This is a genomic window from Limnohabitans sp. 2KL-17 (assembly GCF_003063415.1).
GTDB lineage: Bacteria > Pseudomonadota > Gammaproteobacteria > Burkholderiales > Burkholderiaceae_C > Limnohabitans_A.
Map to the genome: position 1 here is coordinate 1 of NZ_NESK01000013.1, position 20879 is coordinate 20879.

General features: G+C 57.4%; 19 protein-coding genes. 14 read left to right on the forward strand and 5 right to left on the reverse strand.

Features of this window, described 5'->3' with window-relative positions; all coding sequences use genetic code 11:
* Nucleotides 1–173: 173 nt before the first annotated feature.
* From B9Z45_RS07920 to B9Z45_RS07935, 4 genes are all read right to left on the reverse strand, one after another.
* A complete protein-coding gene (locus B9Z45_RS07920; RefSeq protein ID WP_158270396.1) occupies nucleotides 174–1310 on the reverse strand; it encodes a reverse transcriptase domain-containing protein in 1137 nt (378 codons plus the stop codon).
* A gap of 89 nt (nucleotides 1311–1399) precedes the next feature.
* Nucleotides 1400–1945, reverse strand: a complete 546-nt coding sequence (locus tag B9Z45_RS07925) for an SLATT domain-containing protein (RefSeq protein ID WP_108406693.1) — start codon at nucleotides 1943–1945, stop codon at nucleotides 1400–1402.
* A gap of 845 nt (nucleotides 1946–2790) precedes the next feature.
* Complete coding sequence (locus tag B9Z45_RS07930; RefSeq protein WP_108406694.1) at nucleotides 2791–3408, reverse strand: hypothetical protein; 618 nt, start codon at nucleotides 3406–3408, stop codon at nucleotides 2791–2793.
* A 412-nt stretch (nucleotides 3409–3820) separates the two neighbouring features.
* Entirely contained in the window at nucleotides 3821–4543 is a 723-nt protein-coding gene (locus B9Z45_RS07935) for a hypothetical protein (protein ID WP_146180898.1), read from the reverse strand.
* A 35-nt stretch (nucleotides 4544–4578) separates the two neighbouring features.
* On the opposite strand from B9Z45_RS07935, the gene B9Z45_RS07940 reads away from it, so the two are divergent.
* Entirely contained in the window at nucleotides 4579–5127 is a 549-nt protein-coding gene (locus B9Z45_RS07940; protein ID WP_233252123.1) for a GFA family protein, read from the forward strand.
* Nucleotides 5128–5287: 160 nt separating this feature from the next.
* Here the strand turns inward: B9Z45_RS07940 and B9Z45_RS07945 are convergent, their stop codons facing one another.
* A complete protein-coding gene (locus B9Z45_RS07945; protein WP_108406696.1) occupies nucleotides 5288–6328 on the reverse strand; it encodes a DMT family transporter in 1041 nt (346 codons plus the stop codon).
* A gap of 216 nt (nucleotides 6329–6544) precedes the next feature.
* Here B9Z45_RS07945 and B9Z45_RS07950 point away from each other — a divergent pair, with 216 nt between their 5' ends.
* The 13 genes from B9Z45_RS07950 (at nucleotide 6545) to hutI (ending at nucleotide 20868) form a co-directional block, all read left to right on the forward strand.
* Complete coding sequence (locus B9Z45_RS07950; protein ID WP_108406697.1) at nucleotides 6545–7657, forward strand: permease; 1113 nt, start codon at nucleotides 6545–6547, stop codon at nucleotides 7655–7657.
* 21 nt (nucleotides 7658–7678) lie between these two features.
* Nucleotides 7679–7912 carry a thioredoxin family protein gene (locus B9Z45_RS07955; RefSeq protein WP_108406698.1) on the forward strand — a complete coding sequence of 78 codons (234 nt, stop codon included), beginning with the start codon at nucleotides 7679–7681 and terminating at the stop codon, nucleotides 7910–7912.
* A 187-nt stretch (nucleotides 7913–8099) separates the two neighbouring features.
* Nucleotides 8100–8792 carry a nitroreductase gene (locus B9Z45_RS07960; protein ID WP_108406699.1) on the forward strand — a complete coding sequence of 231 codons (693 nt, stop codon included), beginning with the start codon at nucleotides 8100–8102 and terminating at the stop codon, nucleotides 8790–8792.
* Nucleotides 8793–8829: 37 nt separating this feature from the next.
* Nucleotides 8830–10113, forward strand: coding sequence for a hypothetical protein (locus B9Z45_RS07965; RefSeq protein ID WP_108406700.1), 1284 nt, complete (start codon nucleotides 8830–8832; stop codon nucleotides 10111–10113).
* Nucleotides 10114–10261: 148 nt separating this feature from the next.
* Nucleotides 10262–11851 (forward strand): GMC family oxidoreductase, encoded by a 1590-nt coding sequence (locus B9Z45_RS07970; RefSeq protein ID WP_108406701.1) that lies wholly within the window; start codon nucleotides 10262–10264, stop codon nucleotides 11849–11851.
* 398 nt (nucleotides 11852–12249) lie between these two features.
* Nucleotides 12250–13215, forward strand: a complete 966-nt coding sequence (locus B9Z45_RS07975; RefSeq protein ID WP_108406702.1) for an ABC transporter substrate-binding protein — start codon at nucleotides 12250–12252, stop codon at nucleotides 13213–13215.
* Between the two features lie 4 nt (nucleotides 13216–13219).
* Nucleotides 13220–14053 (forward strand): ABC transporter permease, encoded by an 834-nt coding sequence (locus B9Z45_RS07980; protein WP_108406703.1) that lies wholly within the window; start codon nucleotides 13220–13222, stop codon nucleotides 14051–14053.
* The gene (locus B9Z45_RS07985; protein ID WP_108406704.1) at nucleotides 14050–14832 is read left to right on the forward strand and encodes an ABC transporter ATP-binding protein; all 783 of its coding nucleotides are present in this window, start codon (nucleotides 14050–14052) and stop codon (nucleotides 14830–14832) included. The genes B9Z45_RS07980 and B9Z45_RS07985 overlap by 4 nt, the downstream gene beginning before the upstream one ends.
* A gap of 59 nt (nucleotides 14833–14891) precedes the next feature.
* On the forward strand, nucleotides 14892–15629 hold the full coding sequence (hutC, locus tag B9Z45_RS07990) for a histidine utilization repressor (RefSeq protein ID WP_108406774.1): 738 nt from the start codon (nucleotides 14892–14894) through the stop codon (nucleotides 15627–15629).
* Nucleotides 15630–15678: 49 nt separating this feature from the next.
* Nucleotides 15679–17217 (forward strand): histidine ammonia-lyase, encoded by a 1539-nt coding sequence (hutH, locus tag B9Z45_RS07995; RefSeq protein WP_108406705.1) that lies wholly within the window; start codon nucleotides 15679–15681, stop codon nucleotides 17215–17217.
* Between the two features lie 48 nt (nucleotides 17218–17265).
* Nucleotides 17266–18963, forward strand: coding sequence for a urocanate hydratase (hutU, locus tag B9Z45_RS08000; protein WP_108406775.1), 1698 nt, complete (start codon nucleotides 17266–17268; stop codon nucleotides 18961–18963).
* 49 nt (nucleotides 18964–19012) lie between these two features.
* Nucleotides 19013–19591, forward strand: coding sequence for a HutD family protein (locus tag B9Z45_RS08005; RefSeq protein ID WP_108406706.1), 579 nt, complete (start codon nucleotides 19013–19015; stop codon nucleotides 19589–19591).
* A gap of 2 nt (nucleotides 19592–19593) precedes the next feature.
* Complete coding sequence (gene hutI / locus B9Z45_RS08010) at nucleotides 19594–20868, forward strand: imidazolonepropionase (RefSeq protein ID WP_108406707.1); 1275 nt, start codon at nucleotides 19594–19596, stop codon at nucleotides 20866–20868.
* Nucleotides 20869–20879 lie beyond the last annotated feature (11 nt).

Sequence of the window (20879 nt, forward strand, 5' to 3'; positions counted from 1 at the left end):
CCATACTCCTGGGCGATTTGATTGATGGTCTTCATCCCGCCGAGCGCCTCCAGCCCCACCTTGGCCTTGAACTCCGGCGGATGAACTCTGCGTTTTTTTGATTCAGTCATTGGTAACCCGTTTTTTTTGGATAGTGTCCCACTTAAACACCTGTCCCAAATTCGGGGTCCACTTCAAACTGCCGGAACGGTCAGCGAATCGTAGTTAGGAATGTATCTGTGACTAGTCTTGTCAGTTCGCTTTGCTTCAAAGTATGCTTTCAGCGCTCGCTTAGGGTTAGGTGGCATAGGGATCTTGAATCTGTCGAACAACTGCCGGACTGTGTTGTCGATCCGGTAGAGCACAGCAGGATCGTTGATTTGCGAATAGTAGAAGACCCATCCAAAACGCGGTCCCTTGTAGATGCATCCCGTTAGCTTCAGATTTAGATTCCACCTAAAGCGGGCACGAGCAGCATTGCGCTCAGACGTAGTCACAGCGTTTCTGAACCGGTGCCGATATTCAACGAACGTCTCGACTAACGAGCTTTCGAACGAAATCACGTTGGTCGACTTAACCGAGATGCGATCAGGCAGTACAGAGTACCCCAGATATTTAAATCCATCAGCGGTCAATCCAGTATGGCTTTTTGACCCCGGCTCATTGATGGGATGTGGCTGAAGCTTGGACGCGCGCAAAATCCCCAATACTTCTTTGCATAGCGGACTTGGGTCAACGTCAGTGAGGATGATGATGTCATCCACATACCTGATGTAAAAAGGTGCGAGCGACCGGATCCGCGCGTCAACATCCAGCATGAAGATCTCAGCCAGTACGTTTGATATTGACAGGCCCTGGGGCACTCCCTTTGTTCTGGGCTGGGCGCTGCTCGCTGCGTTTTCGGCAACAGTTGGATTCCTGAGCGCGCAGGTAATGAGCTTACGAAACGCTGGCAATCGCGCTCGCCGCCCAGTGCGAGACATCACAATGGAATGGTTAAGGGACGGATAGAAGTCGCGAAGATCGATCCGTATGAAGTGCGGGTATATGCCCGAGTCAACTGCGGCTTTAAGCGCATCAATCTTCACCTGCGGAAGGTCAGGCCTCGCTTCTGGATAGACCTCAAACAGGTAATCGCAAAGAGCACGAAGCGTCACACGGTCGCGAATGGTAGGAATGGCGAGTTGCCTTGGAGCTTTGTCCGCGCCCCTCAAAACTAGTTTCTCTTTGTACTTTGTGTACTTGTAAGTCCCTGCCAGCGCTTTCTTCGAAATCAGGGCGATCTCAGAGGAAAGACGCGAGACAAAGTTTCGCGCATCAACACGGTCCAAGCCGACCGCCCGGCTGTCGGATAGTCGCTTCGAGTATGTGTTTGCTAACCCGGTAGGGGAAAACTTGTCTCGAAACGCTCTGGCCGCACTTATCTTTGCCATCCGAATGCGAGGCCGAGAGGAAGGAGGTACACAACACCAATGCCCGCAACACGAAGCGACAAATGCAGTCCGAAAAGGAAGTAGTCCGCCACTGACGGCTTTCTCGACGTAAGCCCAGTGCTGTTGAGAACGCGAAAATGGCGATAGTCATAGGAAGTGTGGTTTTCACATTCTTGGAGCAGCTTCGCGTATCGTGGCGGCTTTTCAGTTGCGGGGACGGTGCCAGCCTTCAGCTCATCGAACAGGGTCTTTAACGCGAGATGATTGGCGCGCATCATAAGCGCCCGACCTTTGAAATCGCGGCTCGCAACTAGCATCGATATTGCAAGTAGGCCGACGGATAGGACGGCCATCGAGATGTCCGTATCTGGACCGAGGAACTTCTCATGCCTGACCGCAACAATAGAGCCGGCTGTGCTCAGGACCGCATACCAGATAAGCAACACCTGCGTGTGCAGGTCGTTGTTGCGCAGACGCACTTCCGCGGCGATACGGGCTTTGTAGGTAAACCAGATGTCGTCAAATTGGGGCATGGCAAAGGTGGAGGGATGAGTATTGAGAAGTAAGTAATTCGCCCTTGTTCAGGACCAGGGACATCGTCCCAACAGGTTGCCCCGTTAGTCATTAGATTCGCCGTTTGCACAGCCTCGTGCCCGCCACTCCAGGGTGAATACTAACTTATTCTAAATGCGATCACCAAACACGAAAGCGTATGCAGATTTACACTTGAACTTACCCCGACCTCGCCGGCCCCCGAGAGCGTCCAAATAGAAATCCGCCGGCGAACTGCGGGCGTTGTTTCATAGCACGTCGGAGACGTTTCTCAAGCTCACGAACTAGGATGTCCTCCCGGCCCCTTCGCGTCGTTCGCCTTTCTGCAGGTCTTGGTGGCTCAATGACCGCATTGGAGCCGAGACCGTGAACTGCGCTTCCAGCGGCGAGCGACCGCTCCCGCTGCAAACCAGTCCATTTGACTGTCGCCTTGGGCGCGCAGAAAGACCAAAGCGGGATTTTTAGAAAAGTGGCAACTTCAGTGCCGCAAAATCGGAAAAGTAGCAACTTCAGAGACGCATTGATAGCAAGTGCTGTGACGTAAATTTCAGATCGCCTATAAAAATCAATAACTTAGAAAACTATGGGTAGCAACTTCAATGACGTTCCGCAAACGTGCAGAACTTCTGCTGAACGTCACTGAAGATGCTATTTTCAGCAACCATGTATTTGGTCTGCTTTAGGCTGGAAGCAGAGCTTGAAGAAATTCCGCCACTGGCAGCAACCGACCCATTGCGGACTTACGCCAACTGGAAAAGCAAACGCTCAACGTTGAAACTGAGCCTCGAGCAGAGAGTAGCCGACGCAAGTCAGCTAGAGCGACTGGTTAGCCACGTTTAAGGTGCGGCTTGAGCTCGACTTCTACGGCCTGAACTGCCGCCTGAAATTTTTTCGATAGCTCGTTGTCTTGGGCCTGCGGAGACGCAAACACTTCTGATTTAATCTTCACCCCGAACTCTCTGTCTGACTTGAAGTGCTCCCCGCCTGAATGTTCATTGTCAATATATGCCTCAGTTGCGGCCCAGAGCACTCGCAAAAGTCTTCTCAGCTCATCGGTCTTCGTACGAACTGATGTTCCCCAAAGCGCTTCGACCTCTAGTGTTTGGGTGTCGAACTCCTGCAAAGCGGCGTAGACCGGCTCCCAGCGCGCGGAGAAAACGTGACCGTACGCGTTTGCACGTGTTCTTGTGCGGTCCGTCGATCCGTCGTCACTCTGACCGTCTGGAAATTCACTGGGACGAATCAAAGGGCTGCGATAGATCTGAATCTCATCCCTCAGCTTGTACGTCGCCTTGGCAAGTTTCCTGGCGACCTCGAAGTCAGCAGTCCCGCGCAACTGTCGACTCCAAGTCTTCAGACCAAGCACAGCTACAACCGCAGTAACTATGCCTGCAGTAGCAAGGACAACGTCCTTGATAGCAGTAACGATTTCAAGAGTTGACATTTTTATTGGTAGTGGCCTAAGTAGCTATTTGGCTGATTCTAGGGGGGGGCGGTGAACCAAACGCATCCATCCCCCGAAAGTGGAATCAACCGTCATCTTTCAGGAGGGATGACGAGTACCCACTTATGGCCGAATCCAGTCATCGGATCGGCGGTTGGTCTGCCTGGCTGATCTGGCCCCTTTAGGAAACTGACACCAACTTCGAAAAGCCATTGACACCGGTTCCGGCCTTTTGACAGGAACTTCTGAACCCTATGTAGGGTTCCACAATTAGCGTCAGTGAACCTTCAGCGAAATCCAGAGGTTTGACACTAACTCTTGCGCAGGAGTCGAAGCGCACTCCGAATTAAGTGACAGATTCCTACTTTTCCCGCACAAATATTGTCAGTCAGCATCAGATCCAGAGCAGACATCAGCTCAGAGAGGTCTCAACGAAGGAAATCTCGTCAGTTATCAAGGCCAGGATTTCCGCGTCATACATCTGAAGCGGCTTACCCACCATACTTGAATCCAAAGTTCGGTGCCGCCAGGTAACCGACGATATTCCTTTCTTCTCAAGTTCGGGCGGCCAATTGATCAGCTCCCCGCGTTTATGTGACACAGTGTTCCTTAGAATCCGAGCAAACTGATACCAAGTTAAGCCGTGAAGTTTGTCCGTCTGGGCAGATTCACGGCAGTACAGGCCGAGCACCTCAAAGCTCTCAGCAACAACTGATCGTCGCAGCATCTTTTGGAATTCATCGACCATGGTTGGCTGATCTTTACGCAGCGATGTTGTACTGCCAAAAACAGGTCCAAGGTCCGCCGTGAACGCCACATTCGGCGACCGTACTTCATGAATCATGGTGCCGACAAGTTTCCAATCAATGGAATCTGAAAAACCAAGAAGAATGTTTCCCAGAAGCAGATTGCCGTAGAGGTGGTGTAGAGCGTTTAGAAGCTCGTTTTTGGTCATTGGCGTAAATGCAGGCGATAGGTCATTGAAAGTTATGGTAGCTGCTGTTTGCGCCCTTGAAATAAGTAAGTCACCGCGAAGGGCGGGTAATGGCCGATCGCTGTAATTCAGCTTACGACGAGCAATGACTGTAACCGCTGCAAAGGAGTCAATTGAACTGCCGTGTTCAATGCTCAGCATGACTGGCATTCACCCAACTCAGTAGACAAATAATGATGTCAAAACTGAAATGGAGCCATACAAATGCAAAGTTTGGGGTCGGTTGTTGCGGGCAGCTTCGGGTGACCGGAAGCATGTTTTTCTCTGGACATTCGCTAGATGCCATGGTTGAATCGTCCGCAATTTTCAAAGGAGTTGAAATGAACGGTGGTTGCCTTTGTGGGGCTGTTCGGTACAAGAGCGATGCAGAACCTGTGTATCAACTTTATTGTCATTGCCGCGATTGCCAAAGGGTGAGCGGTAGCGCCTCCGCGCCAATCATCTTCTTTCCTTCCCAAGGTCTTTCGATTGAAGGCGAAGTGACGTATTACGAGTCAAAGGGTTCGAGCGGCAAGAGCATCTATCGGGGGTTTTGCGCGAAGTGCGGCTCCCACCTGTTTGGGCGCCTGGAACGACTTCCCGATTTGCTCTCCATTCGCGCTGGAACGCTCGATGATCCAGCGGCCTTCCAACCTCAACTGCACATACATGCGAGCCAAGCGGCCCCATGGGAGTACATCGATCCGTCACTTCGATCCTTCCCGCACGATGTTCCTCAAAGGTGACAACGCCCAAAGTTATGTCGAACTAGCTTGTCGAGTGCAATGAACGGCAGTAGGCGCTAAGGCCGAGGACTCCCATCGCGGTTGCAAACAGCACCACTTCAACAGATGCATGCATTTCTGCAAGCCTATGCTGCACATGGGCTTCAACGCCCCTTAAAAGTCAATGCCCGTGCCTGTGGTGAATGTCAGGGTAATGGGGATGGCTGTGCTGGATGGGCAGGTGTGTATGCCGATGAGTGTGTTTGCTGGCGTCACTTGCATCCACCCCATGGGCGTGCTGGTGGTGCGCATCGTGCTCATGTTCGTGCTCGTGTTCCAGCCATTCGTGCAGGTGCTCATGGGCATGGTTTTCAGTGAGATGCAGCCACACGCCCAAGCCCATCAGCACGGTAGCAACCCAAAACGCCACAGACGTCGTTTCTGAAAAAACAAACAAGGCCACTGCGGCCCCCATGAAGGGGGCGGTTGAAAAGTAAGCCCCCGTTCTTGCCGCGCCCAAGCCCCGCAATGCCAAAACAAACAACAGAAGACTGATGCCGTAGCCCAGCAAGCCGACGGCCATCGTTGCAGACAAGAGGGCGAAGTTGGGCCAAGCAGCCCCCATGCTGACAGCCATCGCCGTGTTCACAGTCCCGGCAATCAGCCCCTTGTTGCTTGCAATAAAAAGCGCATCTGATGCCGACACTTTGCGGGTGAGGTTGTTGTCAATGGCCCAGCACAAGCAGGCGACGCTGACCAGTACAGGCCCCATGGCGCCGAACTTGAATGATGCTTCTGTCTGCCAACCCAGTGCGACACCCCCTGCCACGATGGCCAGCATGCCCCACACGATGCGCCGTCCGGAATTTTCCTTGAACACCAGCCAGGCGATCAACGCTGTCAGCACGGCTTCCAGGTTCAACACCAACGAAGCCGTAGCGCCGCTGGTGGCGGTCAAGCCAAACATCAGGGCCACAGGCCCCATCACGCCGCCAAAGAAAACAGCACCCAAAAGCCATGGCCATTCATGACGTGAAAGCCCCGAGGGTTTGAGCCCGCCGTCACGGACAAGCCGTGCCAGTGTCAATCCGATGCCACTGCCTAAATAGAGAAGCCCAGCCAGCAACACAGGCGGCATATCGCCGGCCAAGAGCTTCGCAAATGGGGTGCTCGCTCCAAACAGCGCAGCCGCACCCAACGCGTAAAGGACACTTTTGTTCATGCCAGGATTGTCTGCCTGAAATGTCCATACCCATGCGGATTTCGGCATTGGCGATCAGCACCCGCTGCGCAACCTGCATGTCACCGCCACCTTTGATATGAATCAATGGAAATAGTCCGACCGTGCCTCAGACTGGGCAGCAGTCATGGCGTGATGTTGAGAGGGCTTGTCCCATCAGTCAGATGCATGACTTCTGAGTCAAGACACGTACAGACCATGAACCCCGCAGCCTCTTTTTTTCACAACGCCATTTTCAAGTGGGTTGCCTCGGCCTTGGTCGTCGCTGCTGTGGTGGTGGGGTTCAACCAGTTGGGCATTTCAGCTTTGGGTTGGGCCAATGCCCAATTGCTGCGAATGGAATGGCTCTCGTCAGGGGTCGGGTGGTTTGTGCAAGGCATTTTGGGATTGAGCCTGAGCACGCCGGTGGGGGCGAGTGTCCATTTCTTTGTCTACGATGTCATCAAGATCTTCATCCTCCTGTCGGTGTTGATCTTTTCGATCTCGTACATCCAAAGCTACTTTCCGCCAGAACGGACACGCGCCATTCTTGGCAAGTTCTCGGGGTTCAAGGGCAGTCTGCTGGCTGCCTTGCTGGGGACGATCACGCCCTTTTGCTCTTGTTCCTCGATACCACTCTTCATTGGGTTTACGGGCGCCGGACTGCCTTTGGGTGTGACTTTTTCGTTCCTGATTTCTTCTCCTCTGGTGGACCTGGCTTCGGTGATTTTGCTGGCCAGCATCTTTGATTGGACCGTTGCGATCGTCTATGTGAGCTTGGGTGTGGCTTTGGCGGTCTTGGGGGGCATGGCCATTGGCCGCGCCAGGATGGAGCGCCACATTGAGGCCTTCGTTTTTGCCACACCCGTTCTGGAGGCCGAACAAGTCAGTATGAGCCGACTCGAAAGGGCTGTTTACGCCAAGGAACAGGTAGCTGACATCGTGCGGCGCGTCTGGCTGTATGTGTTGCTGGGTGTGGGCATTGGCGCAGGCATCCACAACTGGATTCCTCAGGAATGGGTTGAGGCCACTTTGGGGCAGAGCCATTGGTGGTCGGTTCCCTTGGCGGTCCTAGTGGGGGTCCCCATGTACGCCGACATCTTTGGTACTTTGCCCATTGCTGAAGCGATGGTGGCTCGCGGTGTTGGCTTGGGGACTGCGCTGGCTTTCATGATGTCTGTGACAGCACTGTCGCTGCCTTCGCTCATTTTGCTCAAGCAAGTCGTTCGCCCGCCACTGCTGGCCCTGTTTTTTGGGATTGTGACGCTTGGCATTGTGGTCATCGGCTATTTCTTCCAATTCATCGGCCCTTACATCCTCTCAACCCGTTAAACCTCAAATCAAGGATCTGTCATGGACATCAAAGTGCTTGGAACAGGCTGTGCCAAATGCAAAACCACGGTTGCGCTCATTGAAGAAATTGCCAAAGAAAAAGGGGTCAGCATCAGCTTGAGCAAAGTGGAGGAGTTGCGCCAGATTGCCGCTTTCGGCGTCATGAGCACCCCTGGGGTGGTTTTGGATGGCAAAGTGGTTCACGCAGGGGGCGTTCCGTCCCGCAGCAAAGTTGAACAATGGCTAACGGCTTGAGTGGAAGGACCTGCCCTAAAAACAGACCCTTTCCCCTTGGCGCACGCAGCACACACCCGTTTTGCCGAACACCCTGAATGTGGTTTTCGAAGAGTCAAAGTGCAGTTGCTTTAGGTGACTGGCGCGTCAATGGTGGGTGCTAGTATCTTTTGGATAACCCGTTCCATAAGCTCTTGAAGCCAACACCATGCAATTCAGCCAATTGATCAAAGCCCGAAAAAGCATCCGCGGCTTTTTGCCCAAAGCGGTGCCACGCAAGGTCATCGATGACATCATTGAAGTCGCCAAGTGGGCGCCATCTTCCATGAACACACAGCCCTGGCATGTGCATGTCGTGACCGGTGAACCGCTGGATCGGATTCGCAAAGGCAACTCAGACAACATGGTGGCGGGCGTGCCCCCCAAGCGTGATTTTCCGATGAGCGAGGCCTATGAAGGCTTGCACCGCAAGCGCCAAATTGACGTGGCCGTGCAACTCTTTGAAGCCATGGGCATTGCCCGAGACGACAAAGCGCGTCGAACGGATTGGGTGATGCGGGGCTTTCGACAATTTGATGCGCCGGTCTCGCTGGTGCTGACCTATGACAAATACCTGGAGCCGGCGGCCATCAGCCAGTTTGACTTGGGCGCTTTTTCTCATGCCATTGTGCTGGCAGCGTGGGAGCAAGGCCTGGGTTGTGTGATCAACGGGCAAGGCATCATGCAATCGCATGTGGTGCGTGAGCATGCCGGCATTCCGGATGAGCAAAACATCATGATCTGCATTGCCATGGGCTACCCGGACGAAGCCTTTGTGGCCAACAGCGTCAAATCTGTGCGTGAAGACAATGCCAGTTTTGTGCGCTATGTGGGGTTCAGCGAATCCGAGCCATCCGCATAAAAACACCAGACACGCAGCACATCGCCGCCTTTTCCAATTGACTCCCCAGCACATCAACACCGACAACTTCAACCGCGAATGCTTTTGCATCAGCCTGGATGACCAGGCGCTGGCGCAAACCATGGCGGACGACATCGGCAATCCGGCGCTTTTTGAACTGGTGCGTGACCGGCTGCCATCGCTTTTCTCGGCACGCCCGGTGGTGTTGTCACAAGCGCAAGTTCAACGCATGGCCCGTTTGATATCGGCGCTGGAATCGGTGGTCGCCTTGCCGGCTTATCGCGAAGAAGTGCTGTCCCGATCGGACCCGATTGCACGGCACCCGAGCCGCGCCAAAAGCGTGTTCATGGGTTATGACTTTCATGTCCACGGCAACGAACATGATCAAGGCTTTGGTCTGATCGAGGTGAACACCAATGCGGGCGGGGCACTGCTCAATGCTTTGCTGGCGCGGGCGCAGCGTGCATGCTGCCCGGAGATTGAAGCCATGGTGCCTACCGGCGCGCAAGTCGACGCTCTGGAATCCGCATTTGTGGCGATGTTTCAAAACGAGTGGCAACTGAGCCATCCGGGGCGATCCCTGCAAACGGTGGCCATTGTGGACGCTTCCCCTGAGCAGCAATACCTGTACCCTGAGTTTTTGCTGTTTCAGGGTTTGTTCAGGCGCCACGGCATCCAGGCATGGATTGCCGATCCTTCGCAGCTTGTCTGGCGCGACAACAAGCTTTGGTTTGACAACACTGCGATCGATCTGGTTTACAACCGTTTGACCGACTTTGCGCTCACTGAGCCCGCACACGCCGATCTGCGTGAAGCCTATTTGCAGGATGCCGTGGTGCTGACGCCTCACCCGCAAGCCCATGCCTTGATGGCAGACAAGCGCAACCTGGCCTTGCTGTGCAAGGCCGACACCTTGACGGCCATGGGCGTGCCGCTGGCCACGCAAGCCATTTTGCTGGAGGGTATTCCCAAGACCGAGGTGGTGACCCCGTCCAACGCGGAGCGCTTTTGGGCGCAGCGCAAACATTATTTCTTCAAGCCATTTGCCGGCTACGGCGGCAAGGCTGCTTACCGGGGCGACAAGTTGACTCACCGGGTCTGGGGCGAAATTCTGGCCGGTGGCTACATCGCCCAAGCTTTGGTGGCCCCGGGCGAGCGCACCATATCCGGCGGCGAATCGGCGCAGGTGCTCAAGTTCGATGTGCGCAATTACGCATACAACGGACAAGTGCAATCGCTGGCAGCGCGCTTGTACCAAGGACAAACCACCAACTTCAGAACGCCTGGCGGTGGCTTCGCACCGGTTTATATCGGTGCCTGACCGAAAGAAGACGGGGTCCTCCAAGGCTGCAGCTTGATGGCAGCCTCCGTGGAAACCCGCTAAAGACTTGTCTTAGAAAGAGCTAAAAAGGAAGGTTATTTACCTTTTGGTGATGACAAAAAGACATACAAGTCGACGAAAGGCAGAGATGAGCAACTTGGAATTTGACTACATCGTGGTCGGCGCAGGCTCTGCTGGTTGTGTGTTGGCGGCCCGTCTGAGTGAAGACCCTTCGGTGCAAGTGGCCCTGCTGGAGGCCGGGCCACCGGACACCAGCCCGCTCATCCATTGCCCGGCAGGCATTGCGGCCATGCCCTTGCTCAACAGTGTTTTGCAGTCGCTTGAAACCGTGCCGCAAGTTGGCCTGTTGGGGCGCAAAGGCTATCAGCCCCGAGGGCGCACCCTGGGCGGCTCCAGTTCGACCAACGCCATGATCTACGTGCGGGGTCAGCCAGCAGACTACGACCAATGGGCCGCCATGGGCAACCCGGGCTGGGCCTGGTCGGATGTATTGCCCTACTTTCGCAAGGCCGAGCACAACGAAAGCTTGTGTGATGACTGGCATGGCCAGAACGGCCCGCTCAATGTGGCCGATTTGCAAAGTCCTAATGTGTTTTCAAAACGTTTTGTGGAAGCCGGTGTGCAAGCGGGTTTTGCACACAACCCCGACTTCAACGGTGCCGGGCAAGAGGGCGTGGGGCTTTACCAGGTCACGCACAAAAACGGTGAGCGCTTCAGCGCCGCCAAGGCTTACCTCACGCCCAACATCAAGCGGCCCAATCTGCAGGTGATGACCGATGTGACTGCGCAACGCGTCCTGCTGCAAAGCGGCGTGGCCCGGCAGGTGCAAGTGCAACAAGCCGGAAAGACACTGAGCTTGACGGCACGGCGCGAGATCATTCTGAGCGCTGGGGCATTCCAGTCTCCCGCCTTGCTGATGCGATCGGGCATTGGCCCGGGCGCTCACCTGCAAGCCATGGGCATTGCCACGCAATGCGATTTGCCCGGCGTGGGTGAAAACCTGCACGACCACCCCGATGTGGTGCTGGTGGCCGATGTGCCCAGCACCGAGTTGTTTGGTGTGTCCGCCCTGGGCGGCTTGAAATTTTTGCAGGGCATGTGGCAGTGGCGGCAGCATCGCAAGGGCTTGCTGACCACCAACTTTGCGGAGGCTGGGGGTTTTTTGAAGAGCGTGCCCGACCTGACTCAAGCCGACATTCAGTTGCATTTTGTGGTGGCCAAACTGGTCAACCATGGGCGCACACCGTTCTGGGGCCATGGATATTCCCTGCATGTGTGCTTGCTCCAGCCGAAAAGCCGGGGCACGGTGCGCCTGGCCAGCACCGATGCCAACGCGTCGCCGTTGATTGACCCGAAGTTTTTAACCCATGCCAATGACATGGTGAACATGCTGGCGGGCGTTCGCCATGCCAGGCGCATCATGGCGTCGCCTGCCCTCAGTGCACACGGCCACGAAGTGGCCAGCTCTGCCGGAGCGCAGACCGATGCCCAGCTGACGCAATGGATTCGCCGGAACGCTGACACCATTTACCACCCGGTGGGCACCTGCCGCATGGGGCAAGACGCCATGGCGGTGGTGGATGCGCAGTTGCGCGTGCGCGGTGTGCAGGGCCTGCGCGTGGTGGATGCCTCGGTTATGCCTTGCATCGTCAGTGGCAACACCAACGCACCGACCATCATGCTGGCCGAAAAAGCGGCCGACTTGATCCGGGCATAAGTCTCGGACTGTTGACACAGAGCCTGGTTTGCAGAGCCTCGTGCGCGCGCATCGCTTTATTCGCACAAGGCTCGGCGGCTGGGTGCACTGCTCACCCATGGCTTGCAGCCAGGGCGGCGATCCACCTTGATCCGTGTTTTTTAATTCCATAACAGTAATTTGTATAGACAGCAAGATGGTGTAATTCCCCGTGCTTTTCGGGTTGCAAACGCTATCATCTCCAGGGTTTTTAAGGATTATGGGAGAGATGTTGTCTCTTGGGCTTGGCAGCTGTTTTCTCATTGTCCAATTTTGTATAGACAGCAAAACAGAATTTCGGCGATGCTTTTGCACCCGCCTTTGAGCGCCAGCTCTGGCTGCAGAAGGTGTGGGCTTGTTCAACACACAGGAGTTCATTCATGCGCAAGTCAAACGTCAAACTGGCATCGCTGATGCTGGCCGGTGCCCTCACGGCCACCGTTGCATTCCAGGCACAAGCCCAAGAGGTCAAGCTGGCCCTGGGCATGTCGGGCTGGACCGGTTTTGCCCCCCTGACCCTGGCCGACAAGGCCGGGCTGTTCAAGAAGCACGGGTTGCAGGTTGATCTGAAGATGATTCCCCAGAAAGACCGTCACCTGGCGCTGGCCTCCAATGCGATCCAGTGCGCAGCCACTACCGTAGAAACCCATGTCGCCTGGAACACCAATGGCGTGCCGATTGTGCAAATCTTCCAACTGGACAAATCCTTTGGTGCAGACGGCATCGCTGTGCGCGGAAACATCAACAACTTTGCCGATCTCAAGGGCAAGACCATTGGCGTCGACGCACCGGGCACCGCACCCTTCTTTGGCCTGGCCTGGATGCTGAGCAAAAACGGCATGAGCATGAAAGACGTCAAGCTCACCACGCTGTCACCGCAAGCTGCAGCCCAGTCGTTTGTGGCGGGTCAAATTGATGCGGCCATGACCTACGAGCCGTATTTGTCCACCGTGCGCAGCAACCCGCAAGCCGGCAAGATTTTGGCCACCACGCTCGACTACCCCATGGTCATGGACACTGTGGGCTGCTCGCCCGAATGGCTCAAGGCCAACCCCAAGGCCGCACAAGGTCTGGCCAATGCGTATTTCGATGCGCTGGAGTTGCTCAAGACCGATGCTGCCAAGTCCAACGAAATCATGGGTGCAGCGGTCAAGCAAACTGGTGAGGCTTTTGCCAAGTCGTCGGCTTTTTTGCGTTGGCAAGACAAAGCGGCCAACCAGAAGTTTTTTGCTGGTGAACTGCAAGCCTTCATGAAGGACGCTTCGGTCATCTTGCTGGAAGCCGGCGTGATCCGCAAAGCACCCACCGATTTCGTGGTGATGCTTGACACCAGCTTCATCAAGTAAGCCCATGACAAGCGCGCATCCGACTTCAGGCCCTGGCAAGGCCTTGCGGCCACGTCGTCGGGCACTGGCTCCACTGGAGCCGGTGCGCGCGCAGTCTCGGTGGCTGTTGGGCATCGGTTTTTTCATTTTGTTTTTTGGCGCCTGGGCGTTCTTCACGCTAGGGGGGTATGTCTCGCCCACCTTTTTGGCCAGCCCGGTGACCATGGTGCAAGAGGCACTGCTCTTGTTCACCGAGTTCAACTTCACCCACGACATCGCGATGACCATCTGGCGTGTGCTCGCGGGCTTCATTTTGGCAACCCTCGTCGCGGTGCCCCTGGGTATCGCCATGGGGGCGCACAAAGGGGTCGAAGCTTTTCTCGAACCCTTCGTGTCTTTTTGCCGCTATTTGCCTGCTTCGGCTTTTATTCCTCTGCTGATTCTGTGGGCCGGCATTGGCGAGTTGCAAAAGGTGCTGGTGATCTTCATCGGTTCGGTTTTCCAAATCCTGTTGATGGTGGCAGTCTGCGTGGGCGCAGCCCGACGTGATCTGGTCGAAGCGGCTTACACACTGGGCGCTAACCCTGCGGGCATCGTCAAGCGCGTGCTGATTCCAGGTGCGGCCCCGGAGATTGCCGAAATCTTGCGGCTGGTGTTGGGCTGGGCCTGGACCTATGTGATCGTGGCCGAGTTGATCGGCTCGTCGTCGGGCATTGGCCACATGATCACCGACAGCCAGGCCTTGTTGAACACCGGCCAGATCATCTTCGGCATCATCGTGATCGGCTTGATTGGCTTGGTCTCTGACCTGGCCTTCAAGGCCCTCAACCGCCGCCTGTTTGCCTGGAGTTCTCTGTGAGCAGCCAACTGTCCATTCAAGACGTTTCACGCGTCTTCACTTCACCCAAAGGGCAAGCAACACAAGCCCTGACGCCGGTGAATTTTGAAGTGCATGAAAACGATTTCGTCACCATTCTGGGCCCGTCGGGTTGCGGCAAGTCCACCTTGCTGCGCATCGTGGCGGGGCTGGACCAGCCCACCACTGGGCAGGTCTTGCTGGACGGCGCCAAAGTGCAGGGCCCGGGTGCCGATCGGGGCATGGTGTTTCAGAGTTACACCTTGTTTCCCTGGCTCACGATTGAGCAGAACATCCGCTTTGGTTTGCGCGAGCGTGGCCTGCCCGAGCAGGCGCAAAAAGAGCGCGCCGATTATTTCATTTCCAAAGTCGGGCTGCGCGGTTTTGAGCAGCACTTTCCCAAGCAGCTGTCTGGCGGCATGCAGCAACGCACGGCGATTGCCCGGGCGCTTGCCAACGATCCCAAAATCCTGTTGCTCGACGAACCCTTTGGAGCGCTCGACAACCAGACCCGGGTGTTGATGCAAGAGTTGCTTTTGGGTATCTGGGAGTCGGCGCAAAAAACAGTGTTGTTCGTCACGCACGACATCGATGAAGCCATCTTCATGGCGAACCGCGTGGCTGTTTTCAGCGCGCGCCCGGGTCGCATCAAAACCGAGCTGGCAGTGGACTTTCCACACCCCAGGCACTACACGATCAAGACCTCGCCCGAGTTCATGGCCCTGAAGGCGCAATTGACCGAAGAAATCCGCGCCGAAGCCATGGCGTCGGATCGCCATTGATTGTGATGACACGTTCTGCCTCGCCGGTCGCTGCCCTTAAAACCCGAGCTGACAAAGTGATGCGTGTGGCGGGGGGTGATGTGGCCTTGTTCCAGCAGGTCAAGGACCACATCGCCAGCAAGATCCAGGATGGATTTTGGCGGGCTGGCGAGCGCTTGCCCACTGAGCACGAACTGGTGGCCCAATTTGGCATCTCGCGCATGACGGTCAACCGGGCCTTGCGTGAACTGGTGGCGCAAGGGCGCATCGTGCGTGTGGCGGGCGTCGGCAGTTTTGTGGCCGAACAAAAACCACAGTCCACCTTGCTTCAGATCGTCAACTTGGCGGTTGAGATTCGCCAACGTGGCCACGATTACGCTTGCACCATGCTGGTGGTTGAGCGTGTTTCTGCCTCCCTTGAGGTGGCGGCCGCTCTGGCGGTGCGCACGGGCGAGTCGGTGTTCCATTCGGTTTGCGTGCACCTTGAAGACGGTTTGCCCATTCAACTCGAAGACCGCTATGTGAACCCGAATGTGGTGCCTGATTTTGCGCAGCAAGACTTCAGTCAACAGCAGCCCTCCGAGTTTTTGGTGCGCACCGTGCCTTTTGATGAAATTGAACACGTGGTCGATGCTGTCTTGCCCACGGCCGAGCAGGCCTTGCGCCTGCAGATGGACCCGGCCGAACCCTGCTTGCTGCTGACCCGCCGTACCTGGACAAAAGGTGTCCCGGTCACGCTGGTGCGTTGCTTGCACCCGGCCAGCCGCTACCGCCTGGGCAGCCGCTACAGCGCCAGTGGCAACCCGGTGGCCACTTGAAACCACAGCATTTTTCGCCCAGCCCTTTTTTGAACTGCAGACCCTTGATATGCCCAATTTGATTTTGAAACTTATTCCTGGTCAGGTGAGCCTGGCCGACTGGTGCGCCATTTACCGGGGGGCGACACCCAAGCTGGACTCGGCTTGCGCGGGTGCCGTGCAAGCTAGTGCCGATGCAGTGGCCCGCATTGTGGCCAAGGGCGAGCCTGTGTACGGCATCAACACCGGCTTTGGCAAATTGGCCAGTGTGCGCATTCCGGTACAAGACTTGGAAACCCTCCAGCGGAACATCGTGCTGTCTCATGCCGCAGGCGTGGGCGAGGCCACGCCAGTGCCCATTACACGCCTGATGATGGCCCTGAAAATCGCCAGCCTGGCACAAGGCGCATCAGGTATTCGCCCGGCCACCTTGGCCTTGCTTGAGGCGATGCTGGCGCGAAACATTATCCCGGTGGTGCCGGGCCAGGGCTCTGTGGGGGCTTCGGGTGACCTGGCACCGTTGGCCCACATGACGGCAGTGATGATTGGCGTGGGCGATGCCGACACCCCCCAGGGCCGATTGCCTGCCCTGCAGGCGCTGGCCAGCGCGGGTCTGGCGCCTGTGACCCTGGGCCCGAAAGAAGGCTTGGCCTTGCTCAATGGCACGCAGTTTTCCACCGCCAATGCCTTGGCCGGTTTGTTTGAAGCCGAGCGCCTGTTCCAGTCGGCGCTGCTCACCGGTGCTTTGGCCACCGATGCCGCCAAGGGGTCGGATGCGCCCTTTGACGCCCGCATCCACCGCTTGCGCAAGCACCGTGGCCAGATCGTCACCGCAGAGGCTTTGCGCCAGCTGCTGAGCGGCAGCGCCATTCGCGCCTCGCACCTGCAAGGCGATGAGCGGGTACAAGACCCCTATTGCCTGCGTTGCCAGCCACAAGTCATGGGCGCCTGCTTCGATGTGTTGCACAACGCGGCCCAGTTGCTGGAGACCGAGGCCAACGGTGTGTCGGACAACCCGTTGATTTTCAGTGACACCGACGAGGCCTTGTCGGGGGGTAACTTCCACGCCGAGCCTGTGGCCTTTGCTGCCGACATGATTGCCATGGCCATTTGCGAAATCGGCTCTTTGGCCGAACGCCGCATCGCCATGCTGGTTGACCCTGCACTGTCGGGTTTGCCCGCCTTTCTCACGCCCAAGCCGGGCCTGAATTCGGGCTTCATGATTCCGCAGGTCACGGCCGCTGCGCTGGTGTCTGAGAACAAGCAGCGCGCTTACCCCGCCAGTGTCGACTCGATTCCCACATCGGCCAACCAGGAAGACCATGTGTCGATGGCCGCGCACGGCGCTCGTCGCTTGCTGCCCATGGCTGACAACGCCATGGCCGTGATCGCCATCGAGTGGATGGCCGCGGCCCAGGGCTGCGACTTTCATGCGCCATTGCAGACCAGTTCGCCCCTGGCTGCAGCCGTGGCTTTGTTGCGAGCGCAGGTTGCCCACCTGGAAGACGACCGGCACATTCAGCCCGACATGCAAGCGGCCATTGGCATGGTGCAGAGCGGCGCTCTGCTGCAAACCTGCACCAGCATCGGCTTGCCGAGCCTACGCTGAATCTGCCTGACCCCACCCCATTTCATGTTCATTCCCAAGGACACCACCATGAGCACTCTCAACGACCCCCGCCTGGACCCGACCCGTGTGGTGCGCGCACCGCGCGGCACCCAACTCACCTGCAAGAACTGGGTCACCGAAGCGGCCTACCGCATGGTGCAAAACAACCTCGACCCCGAGGTCGCCGAGAACCCGACACATCTGGTGGTGTACGGCGGCATAGGCCGTGCAGCGCGTGATTGGGCGTGCTTTGACCAAATTCTGGCGTCGCTGAAAGATCTGAACGAAGACGAGTCTTTGTTGATCCAGTCGGGCAAGCCGGTGGGGGTTTTCAAAACGCATGCCAATGCACCGCGCGTGCTGATTGCCAACTCCAACCTGGTACCCAAATGGGCCAACTGGGAACACTTCAATGAACTCGACCGCAAGGGCTTGTTCATGTATGGGCAGATGACTGCTGGCTCTTGGATCTACATCGGTAGCCAGGGCATCGTGCAGGGCACATTCGAGACCTTTGTGGAGGCCGGCCGTCAGCACTACAACAACGACTGGGCAGGCCGCTGGATTTTGACGTCGGGCCTCGGTGGCATGGGCGGCGCACAACCCCTGGCCGCCACGCTGGCGGGCGCCTGCTCGCTCAACATCGAATGCCAGCAAAGCAGCATTGATTTCCGTTTGCGCACCCGCTACGTTGACAAGCAGGCCAAAGACATCGACGAAGCACTGGCCATGATCGCGCACCACACCGCAGCCAAAGAAGCGGTGTCGATTGCCTTGCTGGGCAACGCCGCTGATATCCTGCCTGAGCTGGTGCGGCGCGTCAAAGCCGGTAGCATTCGCCCTGACTTGGTGACCGATCAGACCTCGGCGCACGACCTGATCAATGGTTACCTGCCGTCCGGCTGGACGGTGGCGCAATGGAAAAACGCGCAACGCGACCCGGCGCAGCACGCGGCCCTGACCGCAGCCGCAGCACAGGGTTGCGCCACTCAGGTGCAGGCCATGCTGGACTTTCAGGCCATGGGCATCCCCACGGTCGACTATGGCAACAACATCCGGCAGGTGGCCTTCGACCATGGCGTGAAGAACGCGTTTGATTTTCCGGGTTTTGTACCCGCCTACATTCGCCCCATGTTCTGCGAAGGCAAGGGGCCGTTCCGCTGGGTGGCTTTGTCGGGTGATCCCGAGGACATTTACAAAACCGATGCCAAGATCAAGGAACTGTTTCCGGACAACAAGCACACCCATCGCTGGCTGGACATGGCGCGCGAGCGCATCAGCTTCCAGGGTTTGCCGGCGCGCATTTGCTGGCTGGGTCTGGGTGAGCGGCATCTGGCCGGTCTGGCTTTCAATGAAATGGTGCGCACGGGCGAATTGAAAGCGCCGATCGTCATCGGGCGTGACCACCTGGACACCGGTTCAGTGGCCAGTCCCAACCGCGAAACCGAGGCCATGAAAGACGGCACCGATGCGGTCAGCGATTGGCCGCTGCTCAATGCCTTGCTCAACACGGCCGGCGGTGCGAGCTGGGTCAGTCTGCACCACGGTGGCGGTGTGGGCATGGGCTATTCGCAACATGCGGGCATGGTCATCGTGGCCGACGGCAGCGATGACGCCGCCGAGCGCCTGGCGCGCGTGCTGGTCAACGACAGCGGCTCGGGCGTGATGCGCCACGCCGATGCCGGGTATGAGCTGGCCGTGGCCACCGCCAAAAAGCAGGGCTTGAAGCTGCCCATGGTCAAGTGATGGCGTGGATGCCCTGATAGGGGGGCTTTTTTGTGGACCGTTTGAAACCATGACACTGAACCGATTTTTTGTGCCGGACCTGCCAGCGACACCCTGGAAAAACGGGGGGGGTGTCACACGCGAGATCGCGTGTGTTCCGGTCGGCGCGGGCATGGCCGATTTCGACTGGCGCGTGAGTGTCGCGCAAATTGCCAGCGATGGTCCATTTTCAATTTTTCCTGGCGTCGACAGGGTCATCACTTTGCTGCAGGGTGGCGGGGTTCATTTGCAGACCGAAGACGGTCACATCGAGCACCGCCTTGACACCCCGTTGGCACCCTTTGCCTTTGCTGGAGAAGCCCCTGTTCATGCCCGCTTGCTGTCCGGTGATTGTTTCGATTTCAACACCATGACCCGGCGTGCCGTGTGCCGCGCCAGCGTGCAGATTGTTCGGACGCCAACCGATTGGCCCGCCAGTACCCAAGGCTTGTTCTTGTCGGTGCAAGGGCGTTGGCTGCTCGAAGGCCAAAGCCCTGAAAATCTGGTGACGCAACAAGGGCTATGGTGGTGCGATGCAGCGCTGGCCTGGCGCTTGGTTCCCCAAGATCCTGGCGCAGTGCTTTTGGCCTTGACCTTTCACGACCATTGACCATGACCCTTTCTTTTTCTGCCTCATCCTTGCCTGGTGCCGATGGCGTTTGGCGCCACTTGCATTTGGCCCCCGAAGCTTTGGGTGCAGGTGCTGACGCAGTCCCCCATGCGGCCATCGTGGTGGACCAGGGCGTGGTTGTCTGGGTGGGCGCTCACGCCGAACTGCCAGCGGTGTATCGGCCGCGCAAGCAGCACGATGCAAAGGGTGCGGTGGTGACGCCAGGCCTGGTTGATTGCCACACGCACCTGGTTTATGGCGGCCTGCGTGCCAACGAATTCGCCATGCGCCTGGCGGGCGCAAGTTACGAAGAGGTGGCCCGCGCCGGTGGGGGCATCGTGTCGACTGTCAAGGCCACACGCCAAGCCAGCGAAGACGAACTGTTTGAAGCCGCAGTTCCTCGCATGATGGCGCTGTTGTCTGAAGGTGTTTGCGCCATCGAGATCAAGTCCGGCTACGGACTGAGCTTGGCGCACGAACGCAAACAACTGCGCGTGGCCAGGCGACTGGGCGAGATTTTTGGGGTCACGGTGCGCACCAGTTTTTTGGGGGCACACGCCTTGCCACCCGATTACGCAGGGCGCAGCGGCGATTACATCGACTTGGTCTGCCACGAGATGATGCCCGCCCTGGCTGCCGAGGGCCTGGTGGATGCCGTGGATGTTTTTTGTGAAAGCATCGGTTTCACACTGGCTGAAACACAAAAAGTCTTTGAGGCCGCCAAAGCGCTGGGCTTGCCCGTGAAACTGCATGCCGAGCAGCTGTCCGACATGGGGGGTGCGGCCCTGGCCGCGCGTTATGGCGCCTTGTCGTGTGACCACATCGAGCATTTGAGTGCCCAGGGCATTGCCGCCATGCGGCAGTCCGGCACGGTTGCCGTGCTGTTGCCCGGTGCTTACTTCACCCTGCGCGACACCCATTTGCCACCGATTGCGGCGTTGCGTGAGGCCGGTGTGCCCATGGCGGTGTCCACCGACCACAACCCCGGCAGCTCGCCCGCCCTGAGCTTGTTGCTGATGATCAACATGGCCTGCACCTTGTTCCGCCTGACCGTGCCCGAGGCGCTGGCGGGCGTGACCCGCCATGCAGCGCAGGCGTTGGGTTTGCAGGCCACGCATGGGCAGATCCATGTGGGGGGGCCGGCCAACTTTGTGCTTTGGCCGGTGGGGGATGTGTCCGAACTGGCTTATTGGCTAGGCCAGCGCCCCGCATGCAGCGTGGTGCGCCAGGGGCGTTTGGCTGTTGACGGCATGGCGCTGTCGAGTCAGGTGGCGTGAACATTCCCTTG